Source organism: Psychromonas sp. SP041 (assembly GCF_000470315.2).
Classification (GTDB): Bacteria; Pseudomonadota; Gammaproteobacteria; order Enterobacterales; family Psychromonadaceae; genus Psychromonas.
The window spans coordinates 1-25,972 of sequence record NZ_CBRF02000019.1; the positions used below are offsets into that span (position 1 = coordinate 1).

Here is a 25,972-nt window from a genome sequence, read left to right on the forward strand (position 1 = left end):
TGTAATAGTGAAACTCAATGAAAGACCAAGAAAGAAATTAGATTACAATACGCCAGCCAAATTAATGGCTGAACATATGGCAGCTATAGCTGCTTAGTCGTTATGCACTTCAGACTTGAATCTGCCAAAAACAATATTATTGATTATTCCTAATATTATGAATCATAACCTTTATTGTTAGATTATAAATATTAAGATACAAATCAATTAGTACTTTTATTCATCCAGCACAATGGATTGACGTGTCATGCATAACGCTAATAATTCATTTAATGAATGATAAACCGAGTCAATATATTGTTTGGCATCTTCTTCAAATGGAATCGCTTCACCAATCACCACATCACAGTTAAAAGGCACAAACACCCTTTCACCTTTAGGTAATGCTCGGCCAAGTCCATGCATCATCACGGGAACGACTTTTAAGGATGGACGTTGTTTAATAATGTGGTGAATGCCTCGTTTTAATGCACTTAACGCTTCGGGCTTTCCACGAGAACCCTCAGGGAAGATGAGTAATATATCGCCATTGTCTAATGCTTTATGGCACTCAGCAAAGAGCGCTTCTTTGTCTCGTATATTGCTGCGCTGAATAGGAATGATACCTATGATATTCAGAGAGAACCAAGCAACGACTTTATGACATAAGAAATAATCAGCAGCAGCGACTGGTCGTATTTTATGGATCTGACTGAGTGGATACAGGCTCATTAATACTAGGGTATCTAAATGGCTATTATGATTTGCCACCACCATCGCAGGACCTGCTTTAGGTAGCCTTGCTTTGAAAAAGATATTTAACCCTAGCCCCAACAACACCATTGGTTTAACTAATAGTGCAAAAAATAGTATTTTTAAACAACGATTCATAAACTGTCCTTGTTAATGCTATTAAGCCTAATTGTTCTATTAGGCTCTGTAATGATGCTATAGGGTTTAGCTTAGTAGCATAAGTAGTATAGAAAGTGGAAAAACAATGGAGCAGTGTAGATAAGGCTATCGATTCGGTCTAATAACCCGCCATGTCCTGGAATTAGTGTGCCACTGTCTTTAATGGCTAAATCTCGTTTAACCGATGAAATAACCACGTCGCCAACAAACCCACTCACTGCAATTAACGACCCTGCGACAAACCCTTGCACCATGGTTAATGGTGTTAAATAAGGTGCGAGTAATCCTGAAATAATAGTAACGGTCACCACACCACCAATAAACCCTTCCCATGTTTTTTTAGGACTGACTTTCGGTATAATTTTATGTTTTCCGAACGTTTTACCCCAAATATACTGGCATACATCATTAAACTGCGTAATAAAAATCAAAAATAATACAAGCCCTAAGGCTCCTGCTTCTTCATTAATAACAGGCAGTTGCAACAGATAAGCAATATGACTAATGCACAGTACTGATAACATTACAGCCCAATGAATAGTGCCTAAAGAACGAATAAATCCTTTGGTTTCGCCAATAAAAACAGCTCGCATCGGTAAAAACAGAAAGACGTAAATAGGGATAAAAATAAGAAACATGCCATACCAAGCTGTCTCAACCCAATAATATTGAGCCGGTATCGCTAGATATGCCCATAATAAAACACGCCTATCAGCTTGGCGCGTAGGCATTATTGAGAAAAATTCTTTTAATGCGAGAAAGCTTAATAATGCAAAAAATGTAATTGAAATAGTGGTTGGTGCTAATAAGATCCCAAATAAAATGGCAATCATCCACCACCAAGATTGAATTCGCTGTTTTAGCTCAGTGTAATCAACAGACGGGTTTTTACGTTGTAAACGTAATCGAATTAAAGAGCCTGCGATTAATAAAAAAATCACAAACAACATCATATAAAAAGAGTGTAACGGTATATTAAACATTATCGTTCTCCTTACTCTGATTAATGGTTTGATCCGTTGTTTGAGGTGACTCTAAATACTGGTAAGCGTCGCGGCTGCGGTTAAATATAGTGATCACACAACCAATACAAATACTGAACAATGCTATTAGTAGAATATAACCTTGAGTATCAAACAAAAGTGCTTCAAATGGCATTAACAATAGTGCGAATGTCATAATAGCCATTCGATGTTGTTTTGCCATTGGTCCGGTAAATAAAGTCGGAGCACTCATTGACGTAGCCAGTACGCGTACATAAGCTGTCATTACAGCTAACAATCCGGCTAACCAACCTAACTCTGTTGCCCATGGAAAAACAGCAATGGCATAACCTGCACACACCAAAATTAATGGGTCAGCGACTCTATCGGGAATATCATTAAACAACTCACCTGAAGGCGTTGATTTTCCGCCTTCCATCGCCACCATTCCATCGAATAAATTACATAATAATCGGCATTGAACCAATATGGCGGCTAACCAACTCAACCAAATGCTACTGCCTGAACCGACAGCAATTAAACATAGACCAGATAAAAGCGCAAAAAAGACACTAGCGATTGATATTTGATTAGGGGAGATATTACGTTTACTTAAAGCAATCGCGATTTGATTCATTATTTTTAAATCACGAACTTTTAGGGGGCGACGAGCATCTGAGTCTGTCATTCTGTTTCCTTACAAAACCGATTAGTAAAAACCACTTAACTATTATCACTTAATCATTAATATACATTTTTATGACATATTACTTTAAATTATTTGCTAACGGTATCTAAGCTTTTGTTTAGACGATTATAAATTTAGAGAGTAAAATACCAGTAACAAATACATTGATTTTATACCTAATATTTTTGCTATTAAATGATGTACTGAACAGCTAAAAAAATGACTGTATTTATTAACTCGCGACTAACATAGTCAATAGAAGTTGTGTAATATCAGATCATTATCTATCCACCTATATATCGAGCTCCTCATGGAAGTTGAACTATTAGAAATTCAAGATTTTATCAGCCAACACGCCCCTTTTGACCAACTTCCCGAAGAAGCATTAGCTGATGTTGTACGCAGTGTTGAAATTTCTTATTACCGTGCAGAAACCAATATTATTGACTTTAAAGATGATATTAATGAGCTGTATATGATACGTAGTGGCGTAGTTGAAATTTATAGACGTAATGGCAACCTTTATAACCGATTAGATCAAGGGAAACTCTTTGGTCAAATGGGTTTATTAACCAGTAATAAAGTCCGTTTTCCCGCTAAAACGACCAAAGATACCCTCTTATATTGCATTCCAGGTTCTGTTTTTTATGATTTATGTGATCGCTTTGAAAGCTTCGCTGATTTTGTAGAAGCGGAAGATAGCACTCGCTTAAAACAAGCAGTAGAAAATAAAAGCGATAATGGTAATGCACTAACGACCTCTAAGGTGAAAACCTTATTAACCAGAGAGCCGCTGATTTTACCGAGTGATAGTAGTATTCAATCTGTTGCAAAAATAATGGCAGAAGAAAGCCAATCAGCCGCGTTAATTAAAGACCCAAGTATTGATGACCAAGAAGGTTACAGTTTTGTTGGTTTAATTACTGAGCATGACCTTTGTGCAAAAGTAATTGCCTCTGGCTTAAGTGTTGAAACACCTGTATCCGAGGTGATGTCTACAGAGTTAATGTCATTAGATCATAACGCCTATATTTTTGAAGCAATGTTAATTATGTTACGCCATAACGTACATCACTTACCTATTATGAAAAATAAGCGCCCAATCGGCTTAATTGAAGTCTCTGACATTATCCGTTATGAGTCTCAAAACAGTTTGTTATTTGTAAGCAGTATTTTTCAACAACAAAGCACTGAAGATCTAGCCCAACTATCTGTTCAATTAAAAGATTGTTTTGTACGAATGGTTAATGAAGACGCCAATTCACACATGGTTGGACGAGCGATGTCTGAAATTGGACGTAGCTTTAAGCAGCGTTTATTAGAATTAGCAGAAGAACAGTTTGGACCACCGCCTATCCCATATTGTTTTTTAGCGTTGGGTTCAATGGCACGTGACGAGCAACTCTTAGTAACAGACCAAGATAATGGACTGATTTTAGATAATAGTTACGATGAAAAGTTACACGGCAAATACTTTGAAAAGCTATCTCACTTTGTATGTGACGGCTTAGATGCCTGTGGTTATGTTTATTGTACTGGCGAGATCATGGCGACCAATCCAGAGTATCGTAAAACGCAAACGCAATGGGAAACTTGTTTTACCGACTGGATAGATAATCCCAACCCTAAAGCATTATTAAACTGTAATATTTTCTTTGATTTAACCGGTGTGTATGGTCGAGTGAAATGGGCTGAACAGCTTAATGCCTTTATTTTACGTCGAGCAAAAAAGAACAATCGATTCCTTGCTTGTATGGCGCGTAATGCGCTTAATAGAAAACCACCACTAGGTTTCTTTAAAGACTTTGTAATGGAAAATGATGGACGACATAACAACTCCATCAACCTAAAACGTCGTGGTACAGCCCCACTTGCTGACTTAATTCGAGTGCATGCTTTAGCGATCGGTTCTCAATCTCAAAACTCTTTTGATCGTTTAGAAGATATTATTGAAGCGGGTATATTGCCTAAATCTAAAGGTGCTGATTTAAGGCATGCCATGGAGTTAATCTCCTTAGTACGTTTACGTCATCAATCATTGGATGTTGAGTCTGACATTGAGCCTGATAATAATATTGAGCCAGAGAATATGTCCGATCTTGAAAGACGTAATCTTAAGGACGCATTTTTAGTATTAAGTAATGCTCAAAACTTTTTAAAATATCGTTACACAGCAAACAAATTTTAAGGTTTATAGATGCATAATTTTACTAATAAAAAAATCTTAAATTGGAATGCTTATTTACAGTTACAGGCGCAAAACTGTAAAGATTCACGGCTCAAAACATTCTATAAGACAGGCACTTACCATGATGACACTTTGTTAAAAGACATCGAGTTTGTTGCTTTAGATTTTGAAACAACAGGTTTAGATCCTAAACAAAATAGTATTATTAGTATTGGTTTAGTGCCTTTTACCTTAAACAGAATATTCTGTAACCAAGCAAAAAAATGGTACGTTAATCCACAAGATAAGCTTGAGGAGGAGTCAGTGATTATCCACGGTATCACTCATTCTGACTTGAAAGGTGCACCTGATTTAAGACGTATTTTAAATCAGTTACTTGATGAATTAGCAGGTAAGATTGTGGTGGTACATTACCGTAATATTGAACGTGACTTTTTAGATTTAAACTTACGCGCATTGATTGATGAAGGGATTATTTTCCCAGTGATTGATACGATGCAAATTGAAGCTGAAATTCAGAATAAACAAATACAAGGCTTTTTTAATTGGCTGAAAGGTAAAAGACCAGGTTCTATTCGTTTAGGAAATAGTCGTCTGCGTTATAACTTACCCGGTTATCAACCACATGATGCATTAACCGATGCGATTGCGACTGCAGAGTTATTACAAGCGCAAGTGAGTTATTATTACAGCCCTGAAACACCGATTAAAAACATCTGGTTATAAGCTTTAAACAACATTGAAATGAGTATTTCCTTATCGTGAGCGACGATGAGGTAATACTTTAAAGCCAATGAATCAAAGATAGATTGGAAGAAGTGTAGCCAGAGTCAATATCTATAAAACGCAACGTCTATAAACCACATCTATAAAATGCCACTTCTATAAACACCACATCTATAAAACGACACACAGTTGCACCACCGTTTAGCCTCATGTCTTTGTAGCACTAAATCCCTCTATTGAATTTACCCCCTCCTTTTTATTAATCGCACTTTTTTAATCGCACTTTTTAAATGATACTTTTTTCAATCGCATTAGCTTTCATATAACCGTTAAGTTTAATTTCTAACCTCAATTCTGATTAATGAAAGCGGCATTAGATTTAAAAGCATAAAGCTATATTTTTGCTATTCAGTGCCGTTAGTTTTGCGCAGTTCGAGGCGAATTATTGAAGCAATAACGGGTTATTGAGTATTGAGAGATTATTTAACGCAGAAATCTATGGATATAGCGGTGTTGTATCGCTTTGCTTATACTGAATTGAGGGTGTTCTATACATCCCATTGACTCAGTCTTACTAATACAAACCCCATAAAAAAAGCGGAATCACTTTTAATGATTCCGCTTTAATACAACGAATAGTCAAACTATTGCTGCAAACTAATAGTGAAAGCTACCTATTAAACTAATAATAGTGAAATTAGTAGCAGTCAAACTAGCTTTTATTATGTTTTTCAGTACGCATACCCATCAACAAACTCACACACATTATTAACAGAATAATAGTGAATGGTAATGCCGTTGAGATAGCACCCGCTTGTAGTGCTTGGATAGCATTTGTGCCGCCAACCCAAAGCAATGCAATTGCGATAGCACCTTCTATTAATGCCCAGAAAATACGTTGTGGAACAGGCGCATCAACTTTACCACCAGCAGTAATACTGTCGATAACTAATGAACCAGAGTCAGAAGAGGTAATAAAGAATACCAATACTAAGACCACAGCCAATAGTGAAAGAATGTTACCAAATGGTAATTGGTCAAACATTTGGAACATAGCAAGCGGTACTTCAGTTAAACCGTTTGCACCTAACTCACCGACGTTATTAATGATTTGATCAATCGCGACACCACCGAACACTGACATCCAAAGAATGGTGACAACCGTTGGAATAATTAATACAGCGATAAGGAATTCACGTACCGTACGACCACGTGAAACACGTGCAATGAACATACCTACGAAAGGAGACCATGAAATCCACCAAGCCCAATAGAACACAGTCCAACCGTGCATCCACGCTTCATCTTCACGACCAATCGGGTTACTTAGCGGGATAATGTTTTCTATATAGCCCATTACAGTCGTAGGAATAGTGCCCATTGAAACAGCCATTGTCACTAATGCAACAAAAACAATTAATACAATCGCTAATAACATATTAATGTTACTGATGACTTTAACACCACCATCAATACCACGTACAACCGATACAACGGCTAACAGTGTGACAACGACAATAATGATGATTTGCGTTAATAAGCCATCATCAATACCAAATACATGATGAAAACCACTTGCAGCTTGTTGAGCGCCTAAACCTAAAGACGTTGCAAGACCAAACAAGGTTGCGATAACAGCAAAGATATCAACAATATGACCAGGCCAACCCCATGTGCGATCACCTAAAATAGGATAGAACACAGAACGCATTGAAAGCGGTAAACCTTTGTTATAAGCAAAGAAAGCTAATGATAATGCAACAACACCGTAAATTGCCCAAGGGTGTAAACCCCAATGGAACATGGTTGCGCCTAACGCTAGCTTAGCCGCTTCTGGTGTATTAGGTGTGACATTTAATGGTGTTTCATACCAACCAGTGAAATATGCAACAGGTTCAGCAACCCCCCAAAACATAAGACCAATACCCATACCGGCAGCAAATAACATTGCTATCCAAGACATGGTTGAGTAATCGCTTTTAGCATCATCACCACCAAGGCGAATTTTACCAAAAGGTGATACCACTAAGGCTAAACAGAAAACAACAAATATATTAGCAGACCACATAAATAGCCCATCAAACATACCTATAATTTGCCATTTTAACCCGTCTAATGCCGCTTTTGAAACTTCAGGGTCAACTAACATAATCGCAATTAAAAACAGTGCAATGAAACCTGCACTAAATCCAAAAACAGGATTGTGAACATCAAACCCCCATTTTTGAACATTATCCTGACCTACAGTGTAATCGGTGTTATCGATACTGTACTTATCTTTATTTAAACTCATTAATCCTCATTTAGAGCATACCGCTCTTCATTATTAATCCATTTGACCGAATGCATAATAACAAACATATGTCGGTGAAACATAATAGCAAAATCAATGTCACATTTCAGCGGTACATTATCAATTAGCTCATATTTATCTGAAATTGGTCTAAAACTGACCATTAGAAGGTAATAAAAATAACAATGGATTGTCATATATACTCTCTCATTTGTTCTTATCTATTCTCTTGTCTAATATTTTATATACGGTGATATCGACTTTAAAGGTTACACATAAAAAACGTCTTGATGCTGCTAACAAGGCTCACTTCTTTAACTGTTTTATCAAAAATATTGTGACTAAAAAAGATAACGATAACTCATTGTTCTTGTTGCTTAATTAGACCTCCTTATTAATACAAACAACCTTCTCAACACTAAGGGAAATGATAGATAATTAATGGTTTTGGCATTACAATGCTTTTTTACCTTTTTTATGTGGAATGTTAATGGCACTTCGAATTGCAATAAATGGTTATGGGCGTATTGGACGTAGTGTTGTACGAGCACTATTTGAAGGTCATCATCAAACACAAATCGATATAGTCGCGATCAATGAATTAGCGACACCCGAGGCGATTTGTCACCTAACTCAATATGATTCAACGCATGGACGCTTTCCTTTCGAAGTCACACAAAGCCATGACTTACTGATAATTGAGCAGCACCCTATTCAATTATTAGCGTTTAAAGACATTAATGACTTACCTTGGAAAGCATTAGACATTGATATCGTTATTGATTGTACCGGTATCTATGGATCAAAAGCGGATGCCGATGCACATTTGTTAGCGGGTGCTAAGAAAGTAGTGTTTTCACACCCAGCCGATCAAGATGTCGATGCCACGGTTGTTTATGGTGTTAACCACCAACAATTAACGGGTAAAGAGCAATATATTTCAGGGGCATCTTGTACAACCAATTGTATTGTTCCTGTGATTGCTATTTTAGATGACGCTTTCAGTATTAAGTGCGGCACTATTACCACTATTCATTCGGCAATGAATGACCAACCCGTCATTGACTCTTATCACCATGACTTACGTAGAACGCGAGCAGCTAGCCAATCAATTATCCCTGTTGATACAAAACTAGCAGCAGGTATAGAGCGAATTTTACCTAAGTTTGCTAATAAGTTTGAAGCGATTGCCGTACGTGTACCCACCATTAATGTCACGGCCATGGATTTGAGTATTACCGTTGATAAAAGCGTTTCAATTGCTGATATAAACCAATGTTTAAAACAGATAGCAGAAGGTGAACTAAAAGGTATTTTGGGTTACACGGAAGCGCCATTAGTGTCAGTGGATTTTAATCATGATCCGCGCTCTTGTATTATTGATGGTACTCAAACACGTGTGAGCGATGGCAACTTAGTTAAACTATTAGTGTGGTGTGATAATGAATGGGGTTTTGCTAATCGTTTATTAGATACTTGCTTACACTTAAAGAAATTATCAGAGCAGTAAGTTTCAGATTCATCGTTATGGCGTTGGTGAACTCATGAAGTTGGTGCAGATTAGGGTTGATTAATAATCGTAAAATCCTAAACTGCATAAATTGATAGTGTTATTAATACACGTTTAAGTCTTATTCAACATTCAATGCTTTCTATTCTTCTGTACAGCATTAAAGCTTTATTCTGCAGTCAACTACTTGATAGTGATCAGTTTATTATTTCAGCCATTCAATAAACGTCTTTTTAACACACCTTTATTTAGCCGCCACAAATTCAACACTACATTCGTAAGAGCCCATTTCGAATATTCGGCATACCCAAGGTCTGTTTTCATAGATAGTGCAGAGCTTTGTATCTCGGTCAACACAGATACACCATCCATCATCTAAACGTTTCATCGTTTCACCACCCCACTGATCATGTTCGATATATTGATCAGGCACACCGGTATCCGTGATTAGCATGACCTCTAATTGGCAGCACGCAGCATTGCATTTAGCACAGGTTAAATCAGGGCTATTTACTTCTTTTATTGCTATAGGGTTAGAGTCAGTCATTCATCCACAATGTAGTTATTAAAATGTAAAGTGCTAAGCCTATAGCGCTAAGCCTTTAAAAGATACCTTGTTGTGATCAACAGTTTATTTTTACTTTCAAATTTTAATGTTAAGCACATTAGTATCAGGCGAAACTGGTATCGACACACCTGTTTTAATCAAATCAGACAAAGTCACGATCATTCTTTCAATGAATGGCGATAATTGCTCAAATTCAATGTTATCCAATAGGTTTTTAACTTCTAATCCTAGTTCTGTATCGCCTTGTATTTTTAGGCGACGTTGAAAAAATAACGTATCAGGATCTTCTTTGCGGCCAGCAACTAAAATAAGGTCATTCAGCGTCGCACTGAATGACACATCGGTCTGTTCTGCTTTATCTTTAACGATAATATTGTCATCAAAACTGATGAACCACGTTAACTTCAAATCAGTCACCGTCACTTTTAACCATTTCCCCTCTAAAAAAGCTAAATCATCGTCTTCAATCGCTTCTTTAAAAATATGGTTAATGATTGAGAGCAAACATTTTTGTTGCACGCTAAATGGAATAAATTGACTGGGTACCGCTAAGAATTGAGGTGTAATGACCACAAGCTTTTGCAATAGTTTGTTACGTAATGGTATCAGCATGATATTCCTTTCAATGATCATCTTTTAAAATAAGAAACAAATTATAAACGTTCGTAAAAACCACAACTTAGTTTAAATCAACATACGTTCTATTATTGATACTTATTTTTTGAAAATATCATGATGAATGTAAGTTGTATGCCCTACATCAATAAACAATTAAAATAACTTTTTACAATAACGATATTAATAAAAATGGAGTTATTGTATGGAATTATTATGTCCAGCAGGCAGTTTACCCGCATTAAAGACCGCCATTGATTGTGGTGCAGATGCTGTCTACGTAGGGTTAAAAGATGATACTAACGCACGCCATTTTGCAGGGTTAAACTTTAATGATAAAAAACTCGCAAAAGGCGCTCAATATGTACGTGATCACAATAAACATTTACACGTAGCCATTAATACATTCGCTCACCCAGGCGAAGAAAAGCGTTGGTTTAACGCCGTTGATAAATGTGTGGATTTAGGAGCGAATGCCGCCATTATTGCCGATATTGCGACACTTGATTATGCAGCTAATAAGTACCCTGATTTAGAATTACATTTATCGGTTCAGGCTTCAGCAACAAACACTGCCGCTATCGATTTTTATCAACAAAACTTTAATGTAAAGCGTGTGGTATTGCCTCGGGTTTTGTCGCTTCATCAGGTAAAGCAATTAGCGCGTAATACGTCTATCGACTTAGAAGTCTTCGCTTTTGGCAGCCTGTGTATTATGGCTGAAGGCCGTTGTTATTTGTCGTCTTACTTTACGGGCGAGTCACCCAATACGGTTGGCGCTTGTTCGCCTGCTAAATATGTTCGTTGGCAAGAAACAGAGAAAGGCCTGGAGTCTCGTCTCAATGATATTTTAATTGATCGTTATCAAGAAAATGAAAAGGCTGGCTACCCTACTTTATGTAAAGGCAAATTTACCGTAGATAGCATTGATAATGAAGAGAAGATCCTTTACCACGCGCTTGAAGAACCCACCAGTTTGAATACCTTATCCATATTGCCTGAATTATTTATGGCCAACGTCAAATCAGTCAAAATTGAAGGCCGTCAACGCAGCCCTGCTTATGTTGAGCAAATTACTAAGGTATGGCGTGCGGCCATTGATAACTACAAACAATCACCAGCGGATTATAAAGTAGAAGCTGACTGGAATGCTGTTTTAGCCAATGTATCTGAAGGTAGCCAAACAACCTTAGGTGCTTATCATCGCGATTGGCAATAGTCGCTCTATTTTAACGCATCAAAGTTAGGATTAAATATGAAATTATCATTAGGGCCTTTATTATATTATTGGCCAAAACAAACAACCGAAGACTTTTATCAACAAGCCATGAGCAGCGATGCTGATATTATTTATTTAGGCGAAACTGTCTGTAGCAAACGTCGTGAATTGAAAGCGCGTGATTGGATAAATTTAGCTAAAGAGCTCAATCACCAAGGCAAAGAGATTGTTTTATCGAGCATGGCGTTATTAGAAGCCCCATCAGAAATCAAAGTATTAAAACAACTTTGTGAAAATGGAGAAATGTCCGTAGAAGCCAATGATATTGGCGGCATTCAATTGTTATCAGAAAAGAAAGTGCCTTTTGTTTGCGGCCCTGCCATCAATTGTTATAACGCTCATACGCTTAAGTTATTTGTAAACAAAGGCATGCATCGTTGGGTTATGCCCGTAGAACTTTCCCGAGACTGGTTACAAAAAGCATTAACAGATGCAGAAAAAATGGGCATAAGAGGTCAATTCGAAGTAGAAGTTTTTGCACATGGTCATTTACCGTTAGCTTATTCTGCACGTTGCTTTACCGCAAGGTCTGAAAATAAAGCGAAAGATGATTGCGAACTTTGTTGTATCAAATACCCACAGGGAAGAGCGACGAGTACTCAGGAAGGCCAACAAGTATTTGTACTGAACGGCATACAAACTCAATCTGGTTATTGTTATAACTTACTCAATGATATTGAAAGTATGACAGGTCTCGTTGATGTCGCACGCGTTAGCCCAAGCTCTATGGATAGCTTAACCACATTACATCAGTTCAAACAAAAGATATTAGGTGCAGAGCAATACGTTAAGCACGATAACTTACAATGTAATGGTTATTGGCATCAAATTGCAGGCCTTTCTTTACAAGGTTAATGTTGATTTACTTTAAGGGCGCTTAACCAGTAAATACATTCGCTAATGCATTAGTTAACACATTAATTAATTATGCTCATGGTTTTAACATGAGCATAAACATGGCTTCCAATCGCTAAGTTAAGTTTGTTAAACGAGCGTAGCGTAATGTACGCATAAATTGATTGTGATTGTACTTGTAAGGTCAAGACCACTGCTTTTTGGTTGTCTTGAGAGAAGTCGACTATTTGCGCTGATAAGCAGTTTAATAACGAACTCCCTTCAATAGGCTTAAGCGCAACAATCACATCACGACTGTTTATTTTTACTTGTATTTGCGATGTGGTAGGTGCTTGTTCTGCAGAAACATACAATATTTGACCGTCTAAGCACCCTTTGATCAACGCTTCTTGTTGATCATATTCTTTCACTAAGACCGTTAAAATTAATCCTTGTTGTGCAAACTTTATCAACGATAGATGACTATCTAAAAATAGCTTCTGTGGCTCACCAATCGCTTCAACTTGACCATCATTAACCAACAACATCTGTTTACTAAGATAAAACAGCTCATGCTCTGAATGAGTAATATAAAGAATGGGAATTTGTTCACTTACCTGCTTTAAAAAAGGTAATAGTAGTCGTTTACTGGTCACATCTAACGATGAAAGAGGTTCATCCATGACTAATAATGCAGGATTAGTTAATAACGCGCGAGCGATGGCAATTCGTTGCTTTTGCCCACCAGACAACTGAGTTGTTTGGTGTGATAAAAGATCTGAAAAACCTAATTTTTCTGCTAAATGGTGAATGGTAAACGTGCTGTTTTTTGCTTTTCGTACTGCCAATTCCAAGTTTTGTTGCACATTCAAATGCGGGAATAGCCTGGGTTCTTGAAAGACAACGCCGATGTTCCGATCTTCCACTGCTAACTTATGGATCTTGTTATTACCATTAGATCCTAACCACTGTTGTCCTTGAAAGGTAATATTACCCGTACAGCTTTCTAACCCTATTAAACAACGTAATAACGTGGTTTTACCTGCGCCAGAATCACCAAAAATGGTACACACACCGGATAAGTCAACTTCACCTTTAAAGTGTAAATCTTTACTGTGCTTGTCTTGCCCTTTAAAGGATTTTTGAATATTAAATTTAAGCATTTAACACTCTCTGTTGACGTTTTTGCAGGAACCCATATATCACCACCAGCAAAGAGGTCGAAAAAGCTAATAAGATGAAAGAAAGTTGATGCGCTGAACTGTATTGCAGAGATTCAACATGATCAAATAAGAGAATAGATAACACTTGCGTCTCCCCAGGAATGTTACCACCAATCATCAACACCACACCAAATTCGCCAATGGTATGTGCAAAACCTAATGCACCAGCAATAATAAAACTAGGTAATAACATTGGAAATATTATTTTGTATAACCGTTCATACTTTCCATAACCAAGTGTCGCACTGACTTCTAAATAGCTTTTGTCTAAATGCACAAAAGCACTTTGCAAAGGCTGAACAACAAAGGGTAATGAGTAGATCACTGAAGCAATCACTAAACCAGTAAATGAAAATGCCAATGAAGTATCGTTAAAGCTCAACCACCATTCGCCTAAAAAATGTTCTGGAGAAAAAGCGATTAATAAATAAAAGCCTAAAACAGTGGGAGGTAATACTAAAGGTAAGGCGACAAGCGATTCTATTAGCGGACGTATTTTTGTTTGGCTGCGCGCTAACCACCACGCCAAAGGAGGAGCAATGATCATCAGCAATAACGTAGTCAAACTCGCTAATTTAAGGGTTAACCAAATTGCTTGGTAATCTCCAGCGCTTAGCATTAATTATAACCCTGAGATTTAATCTGTTGTTGTACTTCCTTAGACAGTAAAAAGTCTCGAAACAAATTAGCTTCCTTTAACTTCTTATCATTGAGTACGATACCTGATTGTATTAATGGTTGATGCCATGCAGTGGGAATTAACAAATAATGCTGTTGATTTTTTTGTAGTACTGCGGCATACGATACTAACCCTGCAACAACATTTTTCGATTCTACAAATTGATAAGCTTGGTTGATGTTATTACCTTGTATGTACTGCAGAGATTGCCATTTATGTGTAAATTCAAGCGATTGCTGTGCAGCAATACCATAAGGAGCAAACTTAGGATTTGCGATGGCGAGCCGACCTGTGTAAGCCATAAAATCATCTATTGTAGGATTGCTTAAAGCATTGGGTTGCCAAAATACTAAACGCCCCTGTGCATAGATAAAGTCTGGTTGTGTTGTTTTGTTTTCTGCTTTTAATAGATCGATATGTTTTTGATCTGCTGATAAAAATAGATCAAAAGGAGCACCACGTAATATTTGTTGGTACAACGTGCCCGTTGAAGCGCTAGAGATATTAACGTCGATAGCGTATTTATTAGAAAATTGTTGTCCAATATCTAATGCTAATAATTTAAAGTTGCTAGCGACTGCAACGTTTAAAGCAGCATGACTTTGGAGGCTGACTAAACCAGTGAATATAAAAAGAATAATGCTTAGGTATTTATTCATTAATGTTAATAACCTTTATGGAAATGCTCAAAATGGCGATGCTCAAAAAAAAGGGTTCAAATACAGAGGTGGAGAACTCTATCCCTTAAACTAGAACCAATCAAGCATAGAGGGCGGTGTAAGAAAGTGAATACAGTAACAAAGTGAATTCAAAAATTGATTCGAACATAACTTGAATCTGCCACTTAAAACATAACTTAGAAAAATAAAACCAAATCACTTTACGATGAAACGTATTAACCACTTAAAAGCGCCATTAAACAATAAAACATAGCAGCATCATACAGTGGCACCACATAGCAAAACAATATAGTAAAACAACATAGTGCACCGATTAATAAAAAGCCTATTATTGCAACTAAATCACCACGTGAATTAGTTTACTGTTTTATTTAACAGCCCACTTAGACAGCGCATCTTGATCGACTTCGCGAGCATCTACCCATTGAGTTTCGCCATTCGACATGGTTTCTTTTTTCCAAAATGGTGCTTGAGTTTTTAAGTAATCCATGATGAATTCACAGGCAGCAAACGCATCCCCACGATGTTGGCTGGCAATACCAACAAATACAATTTGGTCTGAAATAGCCAAGTGCCCTACACGATGAATCACAGTCGACTCAATAATGTTCCAACGCTGTTTTGCTTGTTCAACAATGTCTATTAAGCACTTTTCAGTCATACCAGGGTAATGCTCTAACGATAAATCGCTAACACTTTGACCATTATTAATATCACGTACTAAGCCTGTAAAAGTCACAATGGCACCGACCGATGTTTTACATTTTAAGCGGTCGTATTCTTCTTGCTGATTAAAGTCTTGTTCTTGAACACTGATCATTTATCCGCCTGTCACCGGTGGGAAATAAGCTACTTCGTCACCGTCTTTTAATAACACATTGTCGTTAACCATCGCTTGATTGACAGCTTTCAAACAAAGCTGTGACGTTAAAATAGTGCTCCACTCAGCTTTGTGTTCAATCAAATATTGAAATAGCTGATCAGTATTTTCAACGGCAGTCGCATCGACTTGTAGTTCTCGACAACCAAGTTGTTCGCTCAGCTTGGCAAAAAAAAGTACTTTAATCATTTAACAACCCTATTCTGCGGCTTTGAAGTGGCCAGATTTTCCACCTGTTTTTTCTAACAACTTCACAGCGGAAATAACCATGTCTTTTTGAATCGCTTTACACATATCATAAATAGTTAATGCTGCGACCGATGCAGCCGTTAATGCTTCCATTTCAACACCTGTTTTACCCGATAATTTACAGAGACTTTCAATACGTACTCTATTGTATTCAGGCTCTGCAGTGATATTCACTTCGACTTTAGTTAAGGCAAGTGGATGGCATAATGGAATAATGTCTGATGTTTTTTTAGCGGCCATGATGCCTGCAATGCGAGCAGTGGCAAATACGTCACCTTTATGATGTTGACCATTAACAATTAATGCTAGGGTTTCTGCTGACATATCGACATAGGCTTCAGCAATAGCTTGACGAACCGTCACTTCTTTTGCTGTGACATCAACCATATTAGCTTTACCATCTTGGTTAATATGGGTAAAAGTAGCAGACATTATTTAGCTCCTAGGTGCGGCATAAAGTTGCATGGTTTATGTTGAGCGTTGATTTGCTCTTCAATTATTTTAGTCCAAGCTGTTTTACAAGCACCAGTAGAACCAGGCATACAAAAAATAACGGTATTGTTAGCAAAACCCGCTAATGCACGACTTTGGATCGTTGAAGATCCAATTTCCTGATAAGAAACAGCGCGGAATAACTCACCAAATCCTTCTACTTGTTTATCAAATAACACAGATACCGCTTCAGGCGTTGTATCACGGGCTGTAAAACCAGTTCCACCTGTGATTAACACAACTTCAATTTTCTCATCTGCAATCCACTGCGACACAATTGCGCGGATTTTATACGGGTCATCAATGACAATTGTCTTATCGACTAGTTGGTGACCTGCCGTCGTTAACGCTTCAACTAAATACCCACCTGATGTGTCAGTCGTTTCATTACGCGTGTCGGAAACTGTTAACACTGCAATTTTTGCAGCAGTAAATTCTTGGCTTGATAAATGACTCATATTAATCCTTGTTGATCTCATTCTAAAATACACGATTATATTGTTTAATTCTTTTTGTTCTTATTTAGTATCACTTTTCTTTATTTGGTATTGCTTTATTTGGCATTGCTTTGCTTAATTGGGTATGGCCTTGATTACATTGTTTATTGCATCGCACGTAATAGGGTTAAGCAGTGTTGCCATTGTTCCGGAGTATTCGTATTTTCAAATCGAAATGCGTTTTCTTCTTTTTGATTAAACCCTTTTATATCAAGGGATTCAAGTAGGCGATACAAAGAACGGTGTTTTTTATTGGTGGTAGTAACAACGTCAGCTAAATAATCTAACAACGCTTGGTTTAATGTGAGCAACATAGGAAAGGTTGTTTTCTGATAGTAAACACCCTGCGGGATCGATAACTCAGTATTTGTTGTGTTTAATGTCAGAAAATACTGTAGTAAATAACGGCAGTCTTGTTCAGCTAATAACGGCATGTCGACAGGAATAATAAACATTGCGTCATAATCATGATAAAGCTGCTTAGCACATGCCGCAATTCCTGCAATTGGGCCTAAGTCAGTTTGTTGATCAGCAATACAATCAAAGCCTTCATATTGTCCACTTACAAAGCAATCGTCGAACCCAACGCGATGTAATAGGTCAACGCTTCGTTCCAATAAAGTTTGTTGTGCAATAGTTAGCGTCGCTTTATCTCGCCCCATTCGTAATGACTGTCCACCCGCTAAAACAACACCTGCAATTTTCACATCAACACCTAATGATTTCCATACACTTTCATGCACTTCCATACTAAAAAATAAAACTATACTTACTTTGCTCTGTATCGCTATTAAATTGGAGCATTTCAATATCATACCAATCACGATAAATAGCTTATTCAACGTTGTACATCGTTTAACTCGCTTTATACCATAAACAAAAAAGGAGCTATAAGCCCCTTTTTATTGATTAAAACACCAATTTTAGTATCTAAACCATTGTAACAACTACGTTGCTGATCTGTTCAACTATTTATTTAAGCTGAACAAATCATTGTTTTGAGAGTAATAAACATTGAGTCATCAACACTAAATAATCAATTTACTCCGTACTCAATTGCCAAATAGAGTGTTACTTATTACTGCCAGCCTTCAATACCTTTCATATCAGGTAATTGATGTGCAATCCCTTTATGGCAGTCAACACAGGTTTTATCACCAGAGGCAAGCGCTGTTGAATGTTGGCTTACACTGCGTTTACCTTGTTCACTGAAGTCCATATATTCAAATTGATGACAATTACGACATTCTTGTGAATTATTTTCTTTCATTCGCTGCCATTCACGGTTAGCTAAATGAGCACGACGTGCTTTAAATTTCTCATCAGTATCGATTGTCCCCATTGCAAATGCGAACAATTCTTTTGATGCTTGTACTTTACGCACAATTTTATCAGTCCATTTATGTGGCACATGGCAATCAGAACAAATAGCACGCACTCCTGAACGATTAGAATAGTGAATGGTTTCACGAATTTCTTTTACGATAGGCGCATGACAACCTGAACAAAAGGCTTCTGTATTAGTTGCCTCCATTCCAGTATTAAACCCACCCCAAAAGATAATGCCTCCTAGAAAACCAATGACCAGGATAAAGCCAAACGAGGCTGTTGAAGGTGACTTCATGATCACCCATAAACGCTTTAATAGTTTAAGCATATTTTGTGCTCCTGCTTAGCGTAACGAATCAACCGGGGTAAATGTATTATCTACTAACGGCTTAGCATCTGCCTGCGTTACGTGACACTGTAAGCAGAAGTAACGACGAGGTGACACATCTGACAATGTTGTACCTTCACGTGTAATAAAGTGCGTGACGCTTACTTTCGTTGCCCCCATCGCACCGGCATTTTTAAAGCTATGGCATGACAAACATTTATTCGCGTTTAAATTCACCTGATAACCTCGAATAGAGTGAGGAATTAAAGGCGGTTGTTGCACATAATTTCGATCAATCAAGTGTTGTTCACGTGGTACTTTTTTTAAAGCTTCTGCTTTATTTACATCTGAAACTTCAACTAAACCACGTAACGAGGGCACGCCACCATTATGAGTTAAAACAACTTCTTCTGTGCTAAACACAGCAGGCGAAGAAAATGCGATGACAGAGGCAGTGAAGATCGCTGTTAATATTTTTTTCATACTCTTTCTCCATTTTGTTACAACTGATATGAATAAGTTATCCGTTGTAACAAAGTGCGCTAAATTTAAATAAGTGCTCAATCATATAATTAAGCGGCATTATAAATACCGCATTTAATTAGGCTTTTTTAGTGATTTTAACGGCACATTTTTTATAGTCAGTTTGTTTTGACAATGGATCAGTTGCATCCAGCGTTATCTTATTGACTAACTGCTTTGCATCAAACCAAGGCATAAACACTAAGCCTTTAGGCGGACGGTTACGACCACGCGTTTCAACACGAGACGTTAGCTCACCGCGTCTTGACGCCATCACAATTTGATCCCCGCGACGTAAGCCACGTTGTTGTGCATCATCAGGATGCATAAATACAACTGCATCTGGAAATGCTTTATACAATTCAGGTACACGTCTTGTCATCGAGCCTGAATGCCAATGCTCAAGTACACGTCCAGTGCTTAACCATAAGTCATATTCTTCATCTGGAGATTCTGCAGGTGGCTCGTAAGGTAAAGCAAAAATAACCGCTTTTTTGTCTGCATGCCCATAAAACTGGTAGCCGGTTCCTTTTTCTACATAAGGGTCAGAACCTTCTCTGAAACGCCATTGTGTTTCTTTACCGTTCACCACAGGCCAACGTAAGCCACGTTCTTCATGATATCTATCATAAGGTGCGAGATCATGACCATGGCCACGTCCAAAACTTGCATACTCTTCGAATAAACCTTTATGAACGTAAAAGCCAAAATGACGCGCATCATCATTTAGTTGATCATCTTTGATTTCATCTAAGCTAAATGCATCAACATTGCCATTTCGATACAGTACGTCGTACATGGTTTTGCCTTTAACTTCTGGCATTTTAGCGATCAAATCTTCGCTCCAAACCTCTTCAATCTTGAATCGTTTAGCAAACTCCATCATTTGCCATAAATCAGACTGCGCACCTTCAGGCGCTTTAACTTGTTGATGCCATACTTGTGTACGACGTTCGGCATTACCGTAAGCCCCCTCTTTTTCAACCCACATTGCTGTCGGTAAAATAAGGTCACCGAGTTGCGCCGTGACGGTTGGATACGGGTCTGATACCACAATAAAGTTCTCTGGATTTCTGTAACCCGGAATAACTTCTTCATTAATGTTGGCAGCCGCTTGCACATTGTTATTACACATCACCCAGTAAGCATTCAATTTGCCATCTTTTAACATACGGTTTTGTAAAACGGCATGATATCCAGGTTTAGCAGGAATAGTCCCTTCCGGTAATTTCCATAATTTTTCAGCGATAGCACGATGTTTAGGATTATTAACCACTAAATCTGCAGGCAAACGATGCGAGAACGTACCCACTTCACGAGCAGTACCACAAGCAGATGGCTGACCCGTTAAAGAAAACGGACCTGAACCTGGTTTTGATATTTTGCCTGTTAATAAATGCACGTTGTACATTAAGTTATTAGCCCACACACCACGAGTGTGTTGGTTAAAGCCCATGGTCCAGTATGACGTTACTTTAATGTTTGGATCAGCGTATATTTTGGCAAGTTTAATCAGTTTATCAGCAGGTACGCCTGACATTTTTTCAGCATACTCGACATCAAATTCAGAAACATAATCAGCAAACTCTTCAAATGACATTGGCGTTGAAGCACCTGAGTCAGGATTTTTAGCCGCCGCTTGTAAAGGATTAGTAGGACGTAAGCCATAACCAATATCTGTAGTACCTTTACGGAAATTAATGTGTTTTTTGATAAAGTCTTTATCAACCGCATCATTTTTAATAATGTAATTTGCAATAAAGTTAAGAATCGCTAAATCAGTTTGAGGCGTGAAAATCATCCCGTTATCTGCAAGCTCAAAAGAACGATGCGTATAGGTAGATAATACATGCACGCGTACATCGGGATTACTTAAGCGACGATCGGTTAAGCGCGACCATAGAATTGGATGCATCTCTGCCATGTTTGATCCCCATAAGACAAAGGCATCAGCATTTTCAAGATCATCATAACAACCCATTGGCTCATCAATACCAAAGGTACGCATAAACCCACCTACGGCAGAGGCCATACAATGACGCGCATTAGGATCTAAATTATTACTGCGAAAACCTGCTTTTAATAGTTTACTCGCAGCATAACCTTCCATCACAGTCCATTGACCAGAACCGAACATACCTACTGACGTTGGCCCTTTCTTTTTTAAAGCGGCTTTAAATTTTTCAGCCATGATGTCAAAAGCTTCATCCCAAGAGATAGGTTCAAACTCGCCTTCTTTATCATAGACGCCATTGGTCATTCTTAATAAGGGGGTTGTTAAGCGGTCTTTACCGTACATTATTTTAGAAAGAAAATAGCCTTTTACACAGTTAAGTCCTTTATTAACAGGTGCTTCTGGATCACCTTGTGTAGCGACCACTCTGCCATTTTGTGTCCCTACTAGCACACCACAACCTGTACCACAAAATCGACATGGCGCTTTATCCCATTTGATTTTAGTAGCATCTTTACTGGCAATAATATTGCTCGCAGAGACAGGTAATGCAATGCCTGCTGCCGTTGCTGCAGCAGCCACTGCTTGTGCTTTCATAAAATCACGTCTGGTAAATTTCATTGTGCTTCCTCGCTGTTATTTTGCGTAGATTGTTCAAACTCATGGTAAACAAGACTCGTATGTACAACGCCGTCTATGTCATTAATATTATCAATACACTTCATTATTTCTCGTTGGTTTGCAGCTTCTATCACTACAATGGCTTTACCTTTTTCAGTGACCGTGACCAATTCCGCTTGTTGTGACTCTTCAATGCAAGTTTTAAGGTTTGATATATTTTCAGGCTTAACATGAACAATTAAGCTCGATATATGCAATTCATCTGTTCTCATTTACTTTCCTCATTGACTGTCTTCACCTTTCCCTTACCTAACTTTCTATTTTTATTGCCATCATCTGATGGCATCATCTACTTTCTTCAATATTAATTGCGCTTGTTGGGCAAGGTGAAAAGCAGGCGCCACAGCCATTACACTTTTCTAAATCAATTTCTGGAACTGCATTAATGCCAATTTTAAAATGTAGCGCTTCTTCAGGACAACTTTCCCCACAACTTCTGCAATACACGTTTTCAAGTGCTAAACAGGCATCGCTAATCACTGCTTTTTTATGCCAAGCTTGCTCTGTTATTGGTGTAAAAATATCTTCTTGGCAACTTTCAGCACATTTGCCGCAAAAGGTGCACTCTCCCAATGAGAAATCAATCACAGGGAAACCACCGTCTCCTTTTAAGATAATATTTTCAGGGCAACTTGTTATGCAGTGTCCACATTGAGTACAGCTATCCAAAAATTGCTGTTTGTCATCAATCCACGGCATTAAATTATTAATAATAAGCTCAGATTTACGTCGAAATAAATTGCGCTTTTGCATGTCAACCATAGGCATAAAATAAATGTTAATTTAATGTAAAATAAGATAAGTGTAACTGTAGCAGAACTATTTTATGAAGTGAGACTGATTGGATGTTGCTTGATTTGGATCAAGTGAATTTATGAGGTATTTAGACATTCTCCGCAAAAGCGGAGAAATTATAAGCAAATGAGTAACTAACCGCCGATAGACGCTAAGTGAGGAGTACCGCCTGTTAACCCTAGATCAAGAAAGTGTGAGGATTTCTTTTCTTTTAAAGCGGCTAAAATAGTCGATTTTAACTCTGCTTTATCAGCACTATTTTGTAACAAGTGGCGAAGATCAACGCCATCTTCACCAAATAAACAAAGGTGTAAACGTCCAACAGCAGAAACACGTAATCGATTACAATTATCACAAAAATCTTTACTGTAAGGCATTATTAAACCGATCTCTCCCAAATAATCAGGATGTGAAAAAACTTCCGCAGGGCCATCGTTAGCATGTCGCGTTTTTTGAACCCATTGTTGACTTAGTAAGACATCTTTAATGCTTTGACCAGAGAGATGATACCGATTAAAAAACTCTGCATTATCATCGGTCTGCATTAACTCAATAAATCTGAGTTGTATTGGTTGTTTTTTTATCCAAGTTAAAAATGTACTGAGGTCGTTATCATTTAACCCTTTCATTAATACACTGTTCACTTTGACTTGTTCAAAGCCCGCAGTAATACAAGCATCAACACCTTCCATTACTTTATGGAAAATATTTTTACCCGTAATAAGATTAAAAGTATTGGCATCCAAGCTATCTATACTGACGTTAATGGCACTTAGTCCAGCTTCAAACCAATCTTCGGCATGTTTACTTAAATTAAACCCATTAGTGGTTGTCACCACCTTCTTAATACCATCAGTATTCGCTATCTGTTCGATGATATTAGGGAAGTCTTTACGTAAACTCGGTTCTCCACCTGTAATTCTCACTTTACTGGTGCCTAATTCTGCAAAAGCATTAATTAGGTTTTGTATTTCATTTTGTGACAAAAATTGCTTTTGATGAGTACGTTGGTAGCCATCTGGCAAACAATAATTACATTTGAAATTACACTCATCAGTAATAGATAAGCGTAAGTATTCAAATTTTCGATGATACTTATCAACTAGTTGCATGGTCAGTTCCTTTCCAAACACGGGAGGCAAACCCATTTCTAAGTTTACCCTTCTTAACCATTTATCAGTTAAGCGGCTTATATCGCATATTTAAAAAAATATGTTAAAGTTAGCGATATAAGCTCGGAGCTAAATTAAATATAAATGACATAAGCCTCCTTTAATAACGGAAACTCAATCAACATGTTACCTACAATTCTTAACTATGTCTTAACTATGTATGAAGATTAATCTACTATTTCATTCACTTTCTATTACGAAAGTGATTACAACGATCGCTTTACTGATATTAATCATATCAGGATCTCATATTTTTATTTTCCTTACGACAACGCATAGCCAAAATATTAATAGGGAAGCAATTAAAAATTTGGTTATTCTCAAACATGAAACCCAAAACTTCATCAACATGAAGAAAGTCGATCGCAATGACATCGTTACTTCGTTTAATAAGTTCTCACCACGGCTTGCGAATAAGTTACTCGAAAAGAAATTTTTTGATGTTACTCATATTTCCACGGCAAACACAGAGCTAAAGTTTCAATTATTAACACTACAAGAAAAATTCAGTGAACTCTCAGATGCTAAACTAGACATACAACTAGAAAATTTAGTCGATAACATTATGTTGACGGTGAAACAGTATGACCTCCTGTTAGAAAAAGAAGCGTCGGTTATCTTCATTTCTCAAATAGTCGTCTTTTTATTTATATTACTTATTTCATTATTTCTATTAGTTTATTGCCGTCGATACATAGTCACACCACTTAATCAATTAGAAGAAAATGTTCTGTCAATTTCTAACCATCATTTTAATGTTGAGTTTTTAGATCATTCAAACGAAATTGGTGTACTTTCAACGGGTTTAAAAAGCATGTCAGCAGAGCTTGAGTCTTTAATTGCGGCCATGCAAAAGAAAGTGTTCGATAAAAAAACTGAATTAGAAAGTGCCAATGAAAGTATTCAATTCTTATTCACTATTTCTCAAAAGCTAAGTACGGTTAAATTAACTCACCCTATTATTATTGAAGCGTTAAACGCATTAGCAAAACAAACTAACCTGACAAAATTATGTTTAGAACTTGTAAACGGTGTGCAGATAGACAGTGACTATGGCTGTGCAACTGAAAATCAAAATAACAAACGTATCCCTATTATTATTAATGGCGAACCTTATGGTTATTTAAACTATATTCAAGCAATCGCAACAGATGAAAACACATCTATCATCGTTAGCTTTAGCAGCTTGTTAGCCCGTGCTTTATATCAAGAAGAATACAGCTTACAAGAACAAAAACTATTATTAATGGATGAGCGAGGTGTTATTGCTCGTGAGCTCCATGACTCTATCGCACAGGCCCTTTCATTCCTTAAAATACAATGTACGGTATTAAATCGTCAAATTGATTCAAATGCCGACAGTGAACAAGTTAAAAGCTCAGTAGGTAATATTAAAGAAGCGGTTACCGATGCTTATGTGCAACTTCGTTCATTACTTTCTACTTTCAGATTAAACATCAGTGTTTCTGACTTTAAAGAAGCGGTGTTAATCATGACGTCTCAATTACAAAAACAAACAGCAGCAAAAATCCAATTAGGATTATTTGAATCCAACTTCCAAACCCATGCCAATCAACATATACATTTATTACAAATAATAAGAGAAGCCATAATAAATGCGATGAAACATGCAAATTGTGACAACATTGTTATTAATTGTGTGGTTATTGACCAAAAAATTGCAACACAAAAGGTTATTATTACTATTTGTGACGATGGTGTAGGAATAGAAGAAAAACCAGGTAAAGATAACCATTATGGAATAGAAATCATGAACCAAAGAGCAAATGAGCTCAATGGTATATTAGAAATCAAAAACTTACCCGTCGGCACAGAAATAAAACTTATATTTGAAATTTAGCTTTTTATTAAAAAATCATTTATATTTCATGTTTATTATTTTCTTAAATTCACAT

General features: G+C 37.2%; 26 protein-coding genes and 1 riboswitch. Of the genes, 6 read left to right on the top strand and 20 right to left on the bottom strand.

Going from position 1 to position 25,972, the window contains the following annotated elements; translation table 11 throughout:
• Positions 1-216: 216 nt before the first annotated feature.
• The 3 genes from SP041_RS11775 to SP041_RS11785 all read right to left on the bottom strand — a co-directional run bounded on the left by SP041_RS11775 (position 217) and on the right by SP041_RS11785 (position 2,562).
• Positions 217-870: a lysophospholipid acyltransferase family protein gene (locus tag SP041_RS11775; protein ID WP_025563112.1), complete on the bottom strand. Its 654-nt coding sequence runs from the start codon at positions 868-870 to the stop codon at positions 217-219.
• A 71-nt stretch (positions 871-941) separates the two neighbouring features.
• Complete coding sequence (locus SP041_RS11780) at positions 942-1,874, bottom strand: phosphatidate cytidylyltransferase (RefSeq protein ID WP_025563113.1); 933 nt, start codon at positions 1,872-1,874, stop codon at positions 942-944.
• Positions 1,867-2,562 carry a CDP-alcohol phosphatidyltransferase family protein gene (locus SP041_RS11785; RefSeq protein WP_025563114.1) on the bottom strand — a complete coding sequence of 232 codons (696 nt, stop codon included), beginning with the start codon at positions 2,560-2,562 and terminating at the stop codon, positions 1,867-1,869. Before SP041_RS11785 ends, SP041_RS11780 begins: the two co-directional genes overlap by 8 nt.
• A gap of 310 nt (positions 2,563-2,872) precedes the next feature.
• Between SP041_RS11785 and SP041_RS11790 the strand changes: the two genes are divergently transcribed.
• On the top strand, positions 2,873-4,750 hold the full coding sequence (locus SP041_RS11790; protein WP_025563115.1) for a DUF294 nucleotidyltransferase-like domain-containing protein: 1,878 nt from the start codon (positions 2,873-2,875) through the stop codon (positions 4,748-4,750).
• A gap of 9 nt (positions 4,751-4,759) precedes the next feature.
• Positions 4,760-5,476 carry a 3'-5' exonuclease gene (locus SP041_RS11795; RefSeq protein WP_025563116.1) on the top strand — a complete coding sequence of 239 codons (717 nt, stop codon included), beginning with the start codon at positions 4,760-4,762 and terminating at the stop codon, positions 5,474-5,476.
• A 712-nt stretch (positions 5,477-6,188) separates the two neighbouring features.
• On the opposite strand, the gene SP041_RS11800 is transcribed toward SP041_RS11795, so the two are convergent.
• Positions 6,189-7,769 carry a BCCT family transporter gene (locus SP041_RS11800; RefSeq protein ID WP_025563117.1) on the bottom strand — a complete coding sequence of 527 codons (1,581 nt, stop codon included), beginning with the start codon at positions 7,767-7,769 and terminating at the stop codon, positions 6,189-6,191.
• A gap of 490 nt (positions 7,770-8,259) precedes the next feature.
• On the opposite strand from SP041_RS11800, the gene epd reads away from it, so the two are divergent.
• Entirely contained in the window at positions 8,260-9,279 is a 1,020-nt protein-coding gene (gene epd / locus SP041_RS11805; protein WP_025563119.1) for an erythrose-4-phosphate dehydrogenase, read from the top strand.
• A 244-nt stretch (positions 9,280-9,523) separates the two neighbouring features.
• On the opposite strand, the gene SP041_RS11810 is transcribed toward epd, so the two are convergent.
• Together SP041_RS11810 and SP041_RS11815 are read right to left on the bottom strand one after the other, a co-directional pair.
• Complete coding sequence (locus SP041_RS11810) at positions 9,524-9,826, bottom strand: YkgJ family cysteine cluster protein (protein WP_037048107.1); 303 nt, start codon at positions 9,824-9,826, stop codon at positions 9,524-9,526.
• A gap of 96 nt (positions 9,827-9,922) precedes the next feature.
• Complete coding sequence (locus SP041_RS11815) at positions 9,923-10,459, bottom strand: SCP2 sterol-binding domain-containing protein (protein WP_037048109.1); 537 nt, start codon at positions 10,457-10,459, stop codon at positions 9,923-9,925.
• A 208-nt stretch (positions 10,460-10,667) separates the two neighbouring features.
• Between SP041_RS11815 and SP041_RS11820 the strand changes: the two genes are divergently transcribed.
• Positions 10,668-11,681 (top strand): peptidase U32 family protein, encoded by a 1,014-nt coding sequence (locus SP041_RS11820; protein WP_025563122.1) that lies wholly within the window; start codon positions 10,668-10,670, stop codon positions 11,679-11,681.
• 36 nt (positions 11,682-11,717) lie between these two features.
• Positions 11,718-12,596: a U32 family peptidase gene (locus tag SP041_RS11825; protein ID WP_025563123.1), complete on the top strand. Its 879-nt coding sequence runs from the start codon at positions 11,718-11,720 to the stop codon at positions 12,594-12,596.
• Positions 12,597-12,658: 62 nt separating this feature from the next.
• On the opposite strand, the gene modC is transcribed toward SP041_RS11825, so the two are convergent.
• From modC to moaA, 14 genes are all read right to left on the bottom strand, one after another.
• The gene (gene modC / locus SP041_RS11830; RefSeq protein WP_025563124.1) at positions 12,659-13,738 is read right to left on the bottom strand and encodes a molybdenum ABC transporter ATP-binding protein; all 1,080 of its coding nucleotides are present in this window, start codon (positions 13,736-13,738) and stop codon (positions 12,659-12,661) included.
• The gene (gene modB / locus SP041_RS11835; protein WP_025563125.1) at positions 13,731-14,417 is read right to left on the bottom strand and encodes a molybdate ABC transporter permease subunit; all 687 of its coding nucleotides are present in this window, start codon (positions 14,415-14,417) and stop codon (positions 13,731-13,733) included. The genes modC and modB overlap by 8 nt, the downstream gene beginning before the upstream one ends.
• Positions 14,417-15,136 (bottom strand): molybdate ABC transporter substrate-binding protein, encoded by a 720-nt coding sequence (gene modA, locus SP041_RS11840; protein WP_025563126.1) that lies wholly within the window; start codon positions 15,134-15,136, stop codon positions 14,417-14,419. Before modA ends, modB begins: the two co-directional genes overlap by 1 nt.
• A gap of 388 nt (positions 15,137-15,524) precedes the next feature.
• Positions 15,525-15,977 carry a molybdopterin synthase catalytic subunit MoaE gene (gene moaE / locus SP041_RS11845; protein ID WP_025563127.1) on the bottom strand — a complete coding sequence of 151 codons (453 nt, stop codon included), beginning with the start codon at positions 15,975-15,977 and terminating at the stop codon, positions 15,525-15,527.
• Positions 15,978-16,226 (bottom strand): MoaD/ThiS family protein, encoded by a 249-nt coding sequence (locus SP041_RS11850; protein ID WP_025563128.1) that lies wholly within the window; start codon positions 16,224-16,226, stop codon positions 15,978-15,980.
• A gap of 9 nt (positions 16,227-16,235) precedes the next feature.
• Entirely contained in the window at positions 16,236-16,718 is a 483-nt protein-coding gene (gene moaC, locus SP041_RS11855) for a cyclic pyranopterin monophosphate synthase MoaC (protein WP_025563129.1), read from the bottom strand.
• Entirely contained in the window at positions 16,718-17,236 is a 519-nt protein-coding gene (moaB, locus tag SP041_RS11860) for a molybdenum cofactor biosynthesis protein B (RefSeq protein ID WP_025563130.1), read from the bottom strand. Before moaB ends, moaC begins: the two co-directional genes overlap by 1 nt.
• Before the next feature lie 143 nt (positions 17,237-17,379).
• On the bottom strand, positions 17,380-18,018 hold the full coding sequence (locus SP041_RS11865; RefSeq protein WP_240791461.1) for a molybdenum cofactor guanylyltransferase: 639 nt from the start codon (positions 18,016-18,018) through the stop codon (positions 17,380-17,382).
• A 335-nt stretch (positions 18,019-18,353) separates the two neighbouring features.
• On the bottom strand, positions 18,354-18,932 hold the full coding sequence (locus tag SP041_RS11870; RefSeq protein WP_025563132.1) for a NapC/NirT family cytochrome c: 579 nt from the start codon (positions 18,930-18,932) through the stop codon (positions 18,354-18,356).
• A gap of 15 nt (positions 18,933-18,947) precedes the next feature.
• A complete protein-coding gene (locus tag SP041_RS11875) occupies positions 18,948-19,415 on the bottom strand; it encodes a nitrate reductase cytochrome c-type subunit (RefSeq protein WP_025563133.1) in 468 nt (155 codons plus the stop codon).
• A gap of 118 nt (positions 19,416-19,533) precedes the next feature.
• Entirely contained in the window at positions 19,534-22,029 is a 2,496-nt protein-coding gene (napA, locus tag SP041_RS11880) for a nitrate reductase catalytic subunit NapA (RefSeq protein WP_025563134.1), read from the bottom strand.
• Positions 22,026-22,301, bottom strand: coding sequence for a chaperone NapD (locus tag SP041_RS11885; protein WP_025563135.1), 276 nt, complete (start codon positions 22,299-22,301; stop codon positions 22,026-22,028). The genes napA and SP041_RS11885 overlap by 4 nt, the downstream gene beginning before the upstream one ends.
• A gap of 73 nt (positions 22,302-22,374) precedes the next feature.
• On the bottom strand, positions 22,375-22,842 hold the full coding sequence (gene napF, locus SP041_RS11890) for a ferredoxin-type protein NapF (RefSeq protein ID WP_240791462.1): 468 nt from the start codon (positions 22,840-22,842) through the stop codon (positions 22,375-22,377).
• Positions 22,843-23,018: 176 nt separating this feature from the next.
• Entirely contained in the window at positions 23,019-23,996 is a 978-nt protein-coding gene (moaA, locus tag SP041_RS11895; RefSeq protein WP_037048114.1) for a GTP 3',8-cyclase MoaA, read from the bottom strand.
• Positions 23,987-24,137: riboswitch (molybdenum cofactor riboswitch) on the bottom strand. Its footprint overlaps the gene before it by 10 nt.
• Before the next feature lie 268 nt (positions 24,138-24,405).
• On the opposite strand from moaA, the gene SP041_RS11900 reads away from it, so the two are divergent.
• A complete protein-coding gene (locus SP041_RS11900; RefSeq protein ID WP_025563138.1) occupies positions 24,406-25,917 on the top strand; it encodes a histidine kinase in 1,512 nt (503 codons plus the stop codon).
• The last annotated feature ends 55 nt before the right edge of the window (positions 25,918-25,972 follow it).

What these genes read in the sequence shown, in the direction of transcription:
- SP041_RS11875 (WP_025563133.1), bottom strand. Translation starts at nt 19,415, where the DNA reads ATGAAAAAAATATTAACAGCGATCTTCACTGCCTCTGTCATCGCATTT.
- SP041_RS11790 (WP_025563115.1), top strand. Translation starts at nt 2,873, where the DNA reads ATGGAAGTTGAACTATTAGAAATTCAAGATTTTATCAGCCAACACGCC.
- SP041_RS11780 (WP_025563113.1), bottom strand. Translation starts at nt 1,874, where the DNA reads ATGTTTAATATACCGTTACACTCTTTTTATATGATGTTGTTTGTGATT.
- SP041_RS11785 (WP_025563114.1), bottom strand. Translation starts at nt 2,562, where the DNA reads ATGACAGACTCAGATGCTCGTCGCCCCCTAAAAGTTCGTGATTTAAAA.
- SP041_RS11815 (WP_037048109.1), bottom strand. Translation starts at nt 10,459, where the DNA reads ATGCTGATACCATTACGTAACAAACTATTGCAAAAGCTTGTGGTCATT.
- moaC (WP_025563129.1), bottom strand. Translation starts at nt 16,718, where the DNA reads ATGTCTGCTACTTTTACCCATATTAACCAAGATGGTAAAGCTAATATG.
- SP041_RS11775 (WP_025563112.1), bottom strand. Translation starts at nt 870, where the DNA reads ATGAATCGTTGTTTAAAAATACTATTTTTTGCACTATTAGTTAAACCA.
- modC (WP_025563124.1), bottom strand. Translation starts at nt 13,738, where the DNA reads ATGCTTAAATTTAATATTCAAAAATCCTTTAAAGGGCAAGACAAGCAC.
- moaB (WP_025563130.1), bottom strand. Translation starts at nt 17,236, where the DNA reads ATGAGTCATTTATCAAGCCAAGAATTTACTGCTGCAAAAATTGCAGTG.
- SP041_RS11795 (WP_025563116.1), top strand. Translation starts at nt 4,760, where the DNA reads ATGCATAATTTTACTAATAAAAAAATCTTAAATTGGAATGCTTATTTA.
- napF (WP_240791462.1), bottom strand. Translation starts at nt 22,842, where the DNA reads ATGCAAAAGCGCAATTTATTTCGACGTAAATCTGAGCTTATTATTAAT.
- modB (WP_025563125.1), bottom strand. Translation starts at nt 14,417, where the DNA reads ATGCTAAGCGCTGGAGATTACCAAGCAATTTGGTTAACCCTTAAATTA.
- SP041_RS11810 (WP_037048107.1), bottom strand. Translation starts at nt 9,826, where the DNA reads ATGACTGACTCTAACCCTATAGCAATAAAAGAAGTAAATAGCCCTGAT.
- SP041_RS11800 (WP_025563117.1), bottom strand. Translation starts at nt 7,769, where the DNA reads ATGAGTTTAAATAAAGATAAGTACAGTATCGATAACACCGATTACACT.
- SP041_RS11900 (WP_025563138.1), top strand. Translation starts at nt 24,406, where the DNA reads ATGAAGAAAGTCGATCGCAATGACATCGTTACTTCGTTTAATAAGTTC.
- modA (WP_025563126.1), bottom strand. Translation starts at nt 15,136, where the DNA reads ATGAATAAATACCTAAGCATTATTCTTTTTATATTCACTGGTTTAGTC.
- SP041_RS11870 (WP_025563132.1), bottom strand. Translation starts at nt 18,932, where the DNA reads ATGCTTAAACTATTAAAGCGTTTATGGGTGATCATGAAGTCACCTTCA.
- SP041_RS11820 (WP_025563122.1), top strand. Translation starts at nt 10,668, where the DNA reads ATGGAATTATTATGTCCAGCAGGCAGTTTACCCGCATTAAAGACCGCC.
- epd (WP_025563119.1), top strand. Translation starts at nt 8,260, where the DNA reads ATGGCACTTCGAATTGCAATAAATGGTTATGGGCGTATTGGACGTAGT.
- moaA (WP_037048114.1), bottom strand. Translation starts at nt 23,996, where the DNA reads ATGCAACTAGTTGATAAGTATCATCGAAAATTTGAATACTTACGCTTA.
- SP041_RS11825 (WP_025563123.1), top strand. Translation starts at nt 11,718, where the DNA reads ATGAAATTATCATTAGGGCCTTTATTATATTATTGGCCAAAACAAACA.
- moaE (WP_025563127.1), bottom strand. Translation starts at nt 15,977, where the DNA reads ATGATCAGTGTTCAAGAACAAGACTTTAATCAGCAAGAAGAATACGAC.
- SP041_RS11885 (WP_025563135.1), bottom strand. Translation starts at nt 22,301, where the DNA reads ATGAGAACAGATGAATTGCATATATCGAGCTTAATTGTTCATGTTAAG.
- napA (WP_025563134.1), bottom strand. Translation starts at nt 22,029, where the DNA reads ATGAAATTTACCAGACGTGATTTTATGAAAGCACAAGCAGTGGCTGCT.
- SP041_RS11850 (WP_025563128.1), bottom strand. Translation starts at nt 16,226, where the DNA reads ATGATTAAAGTACTTTTTTTTGCCAAGCTGAGCGAACAACTTGGTTGT.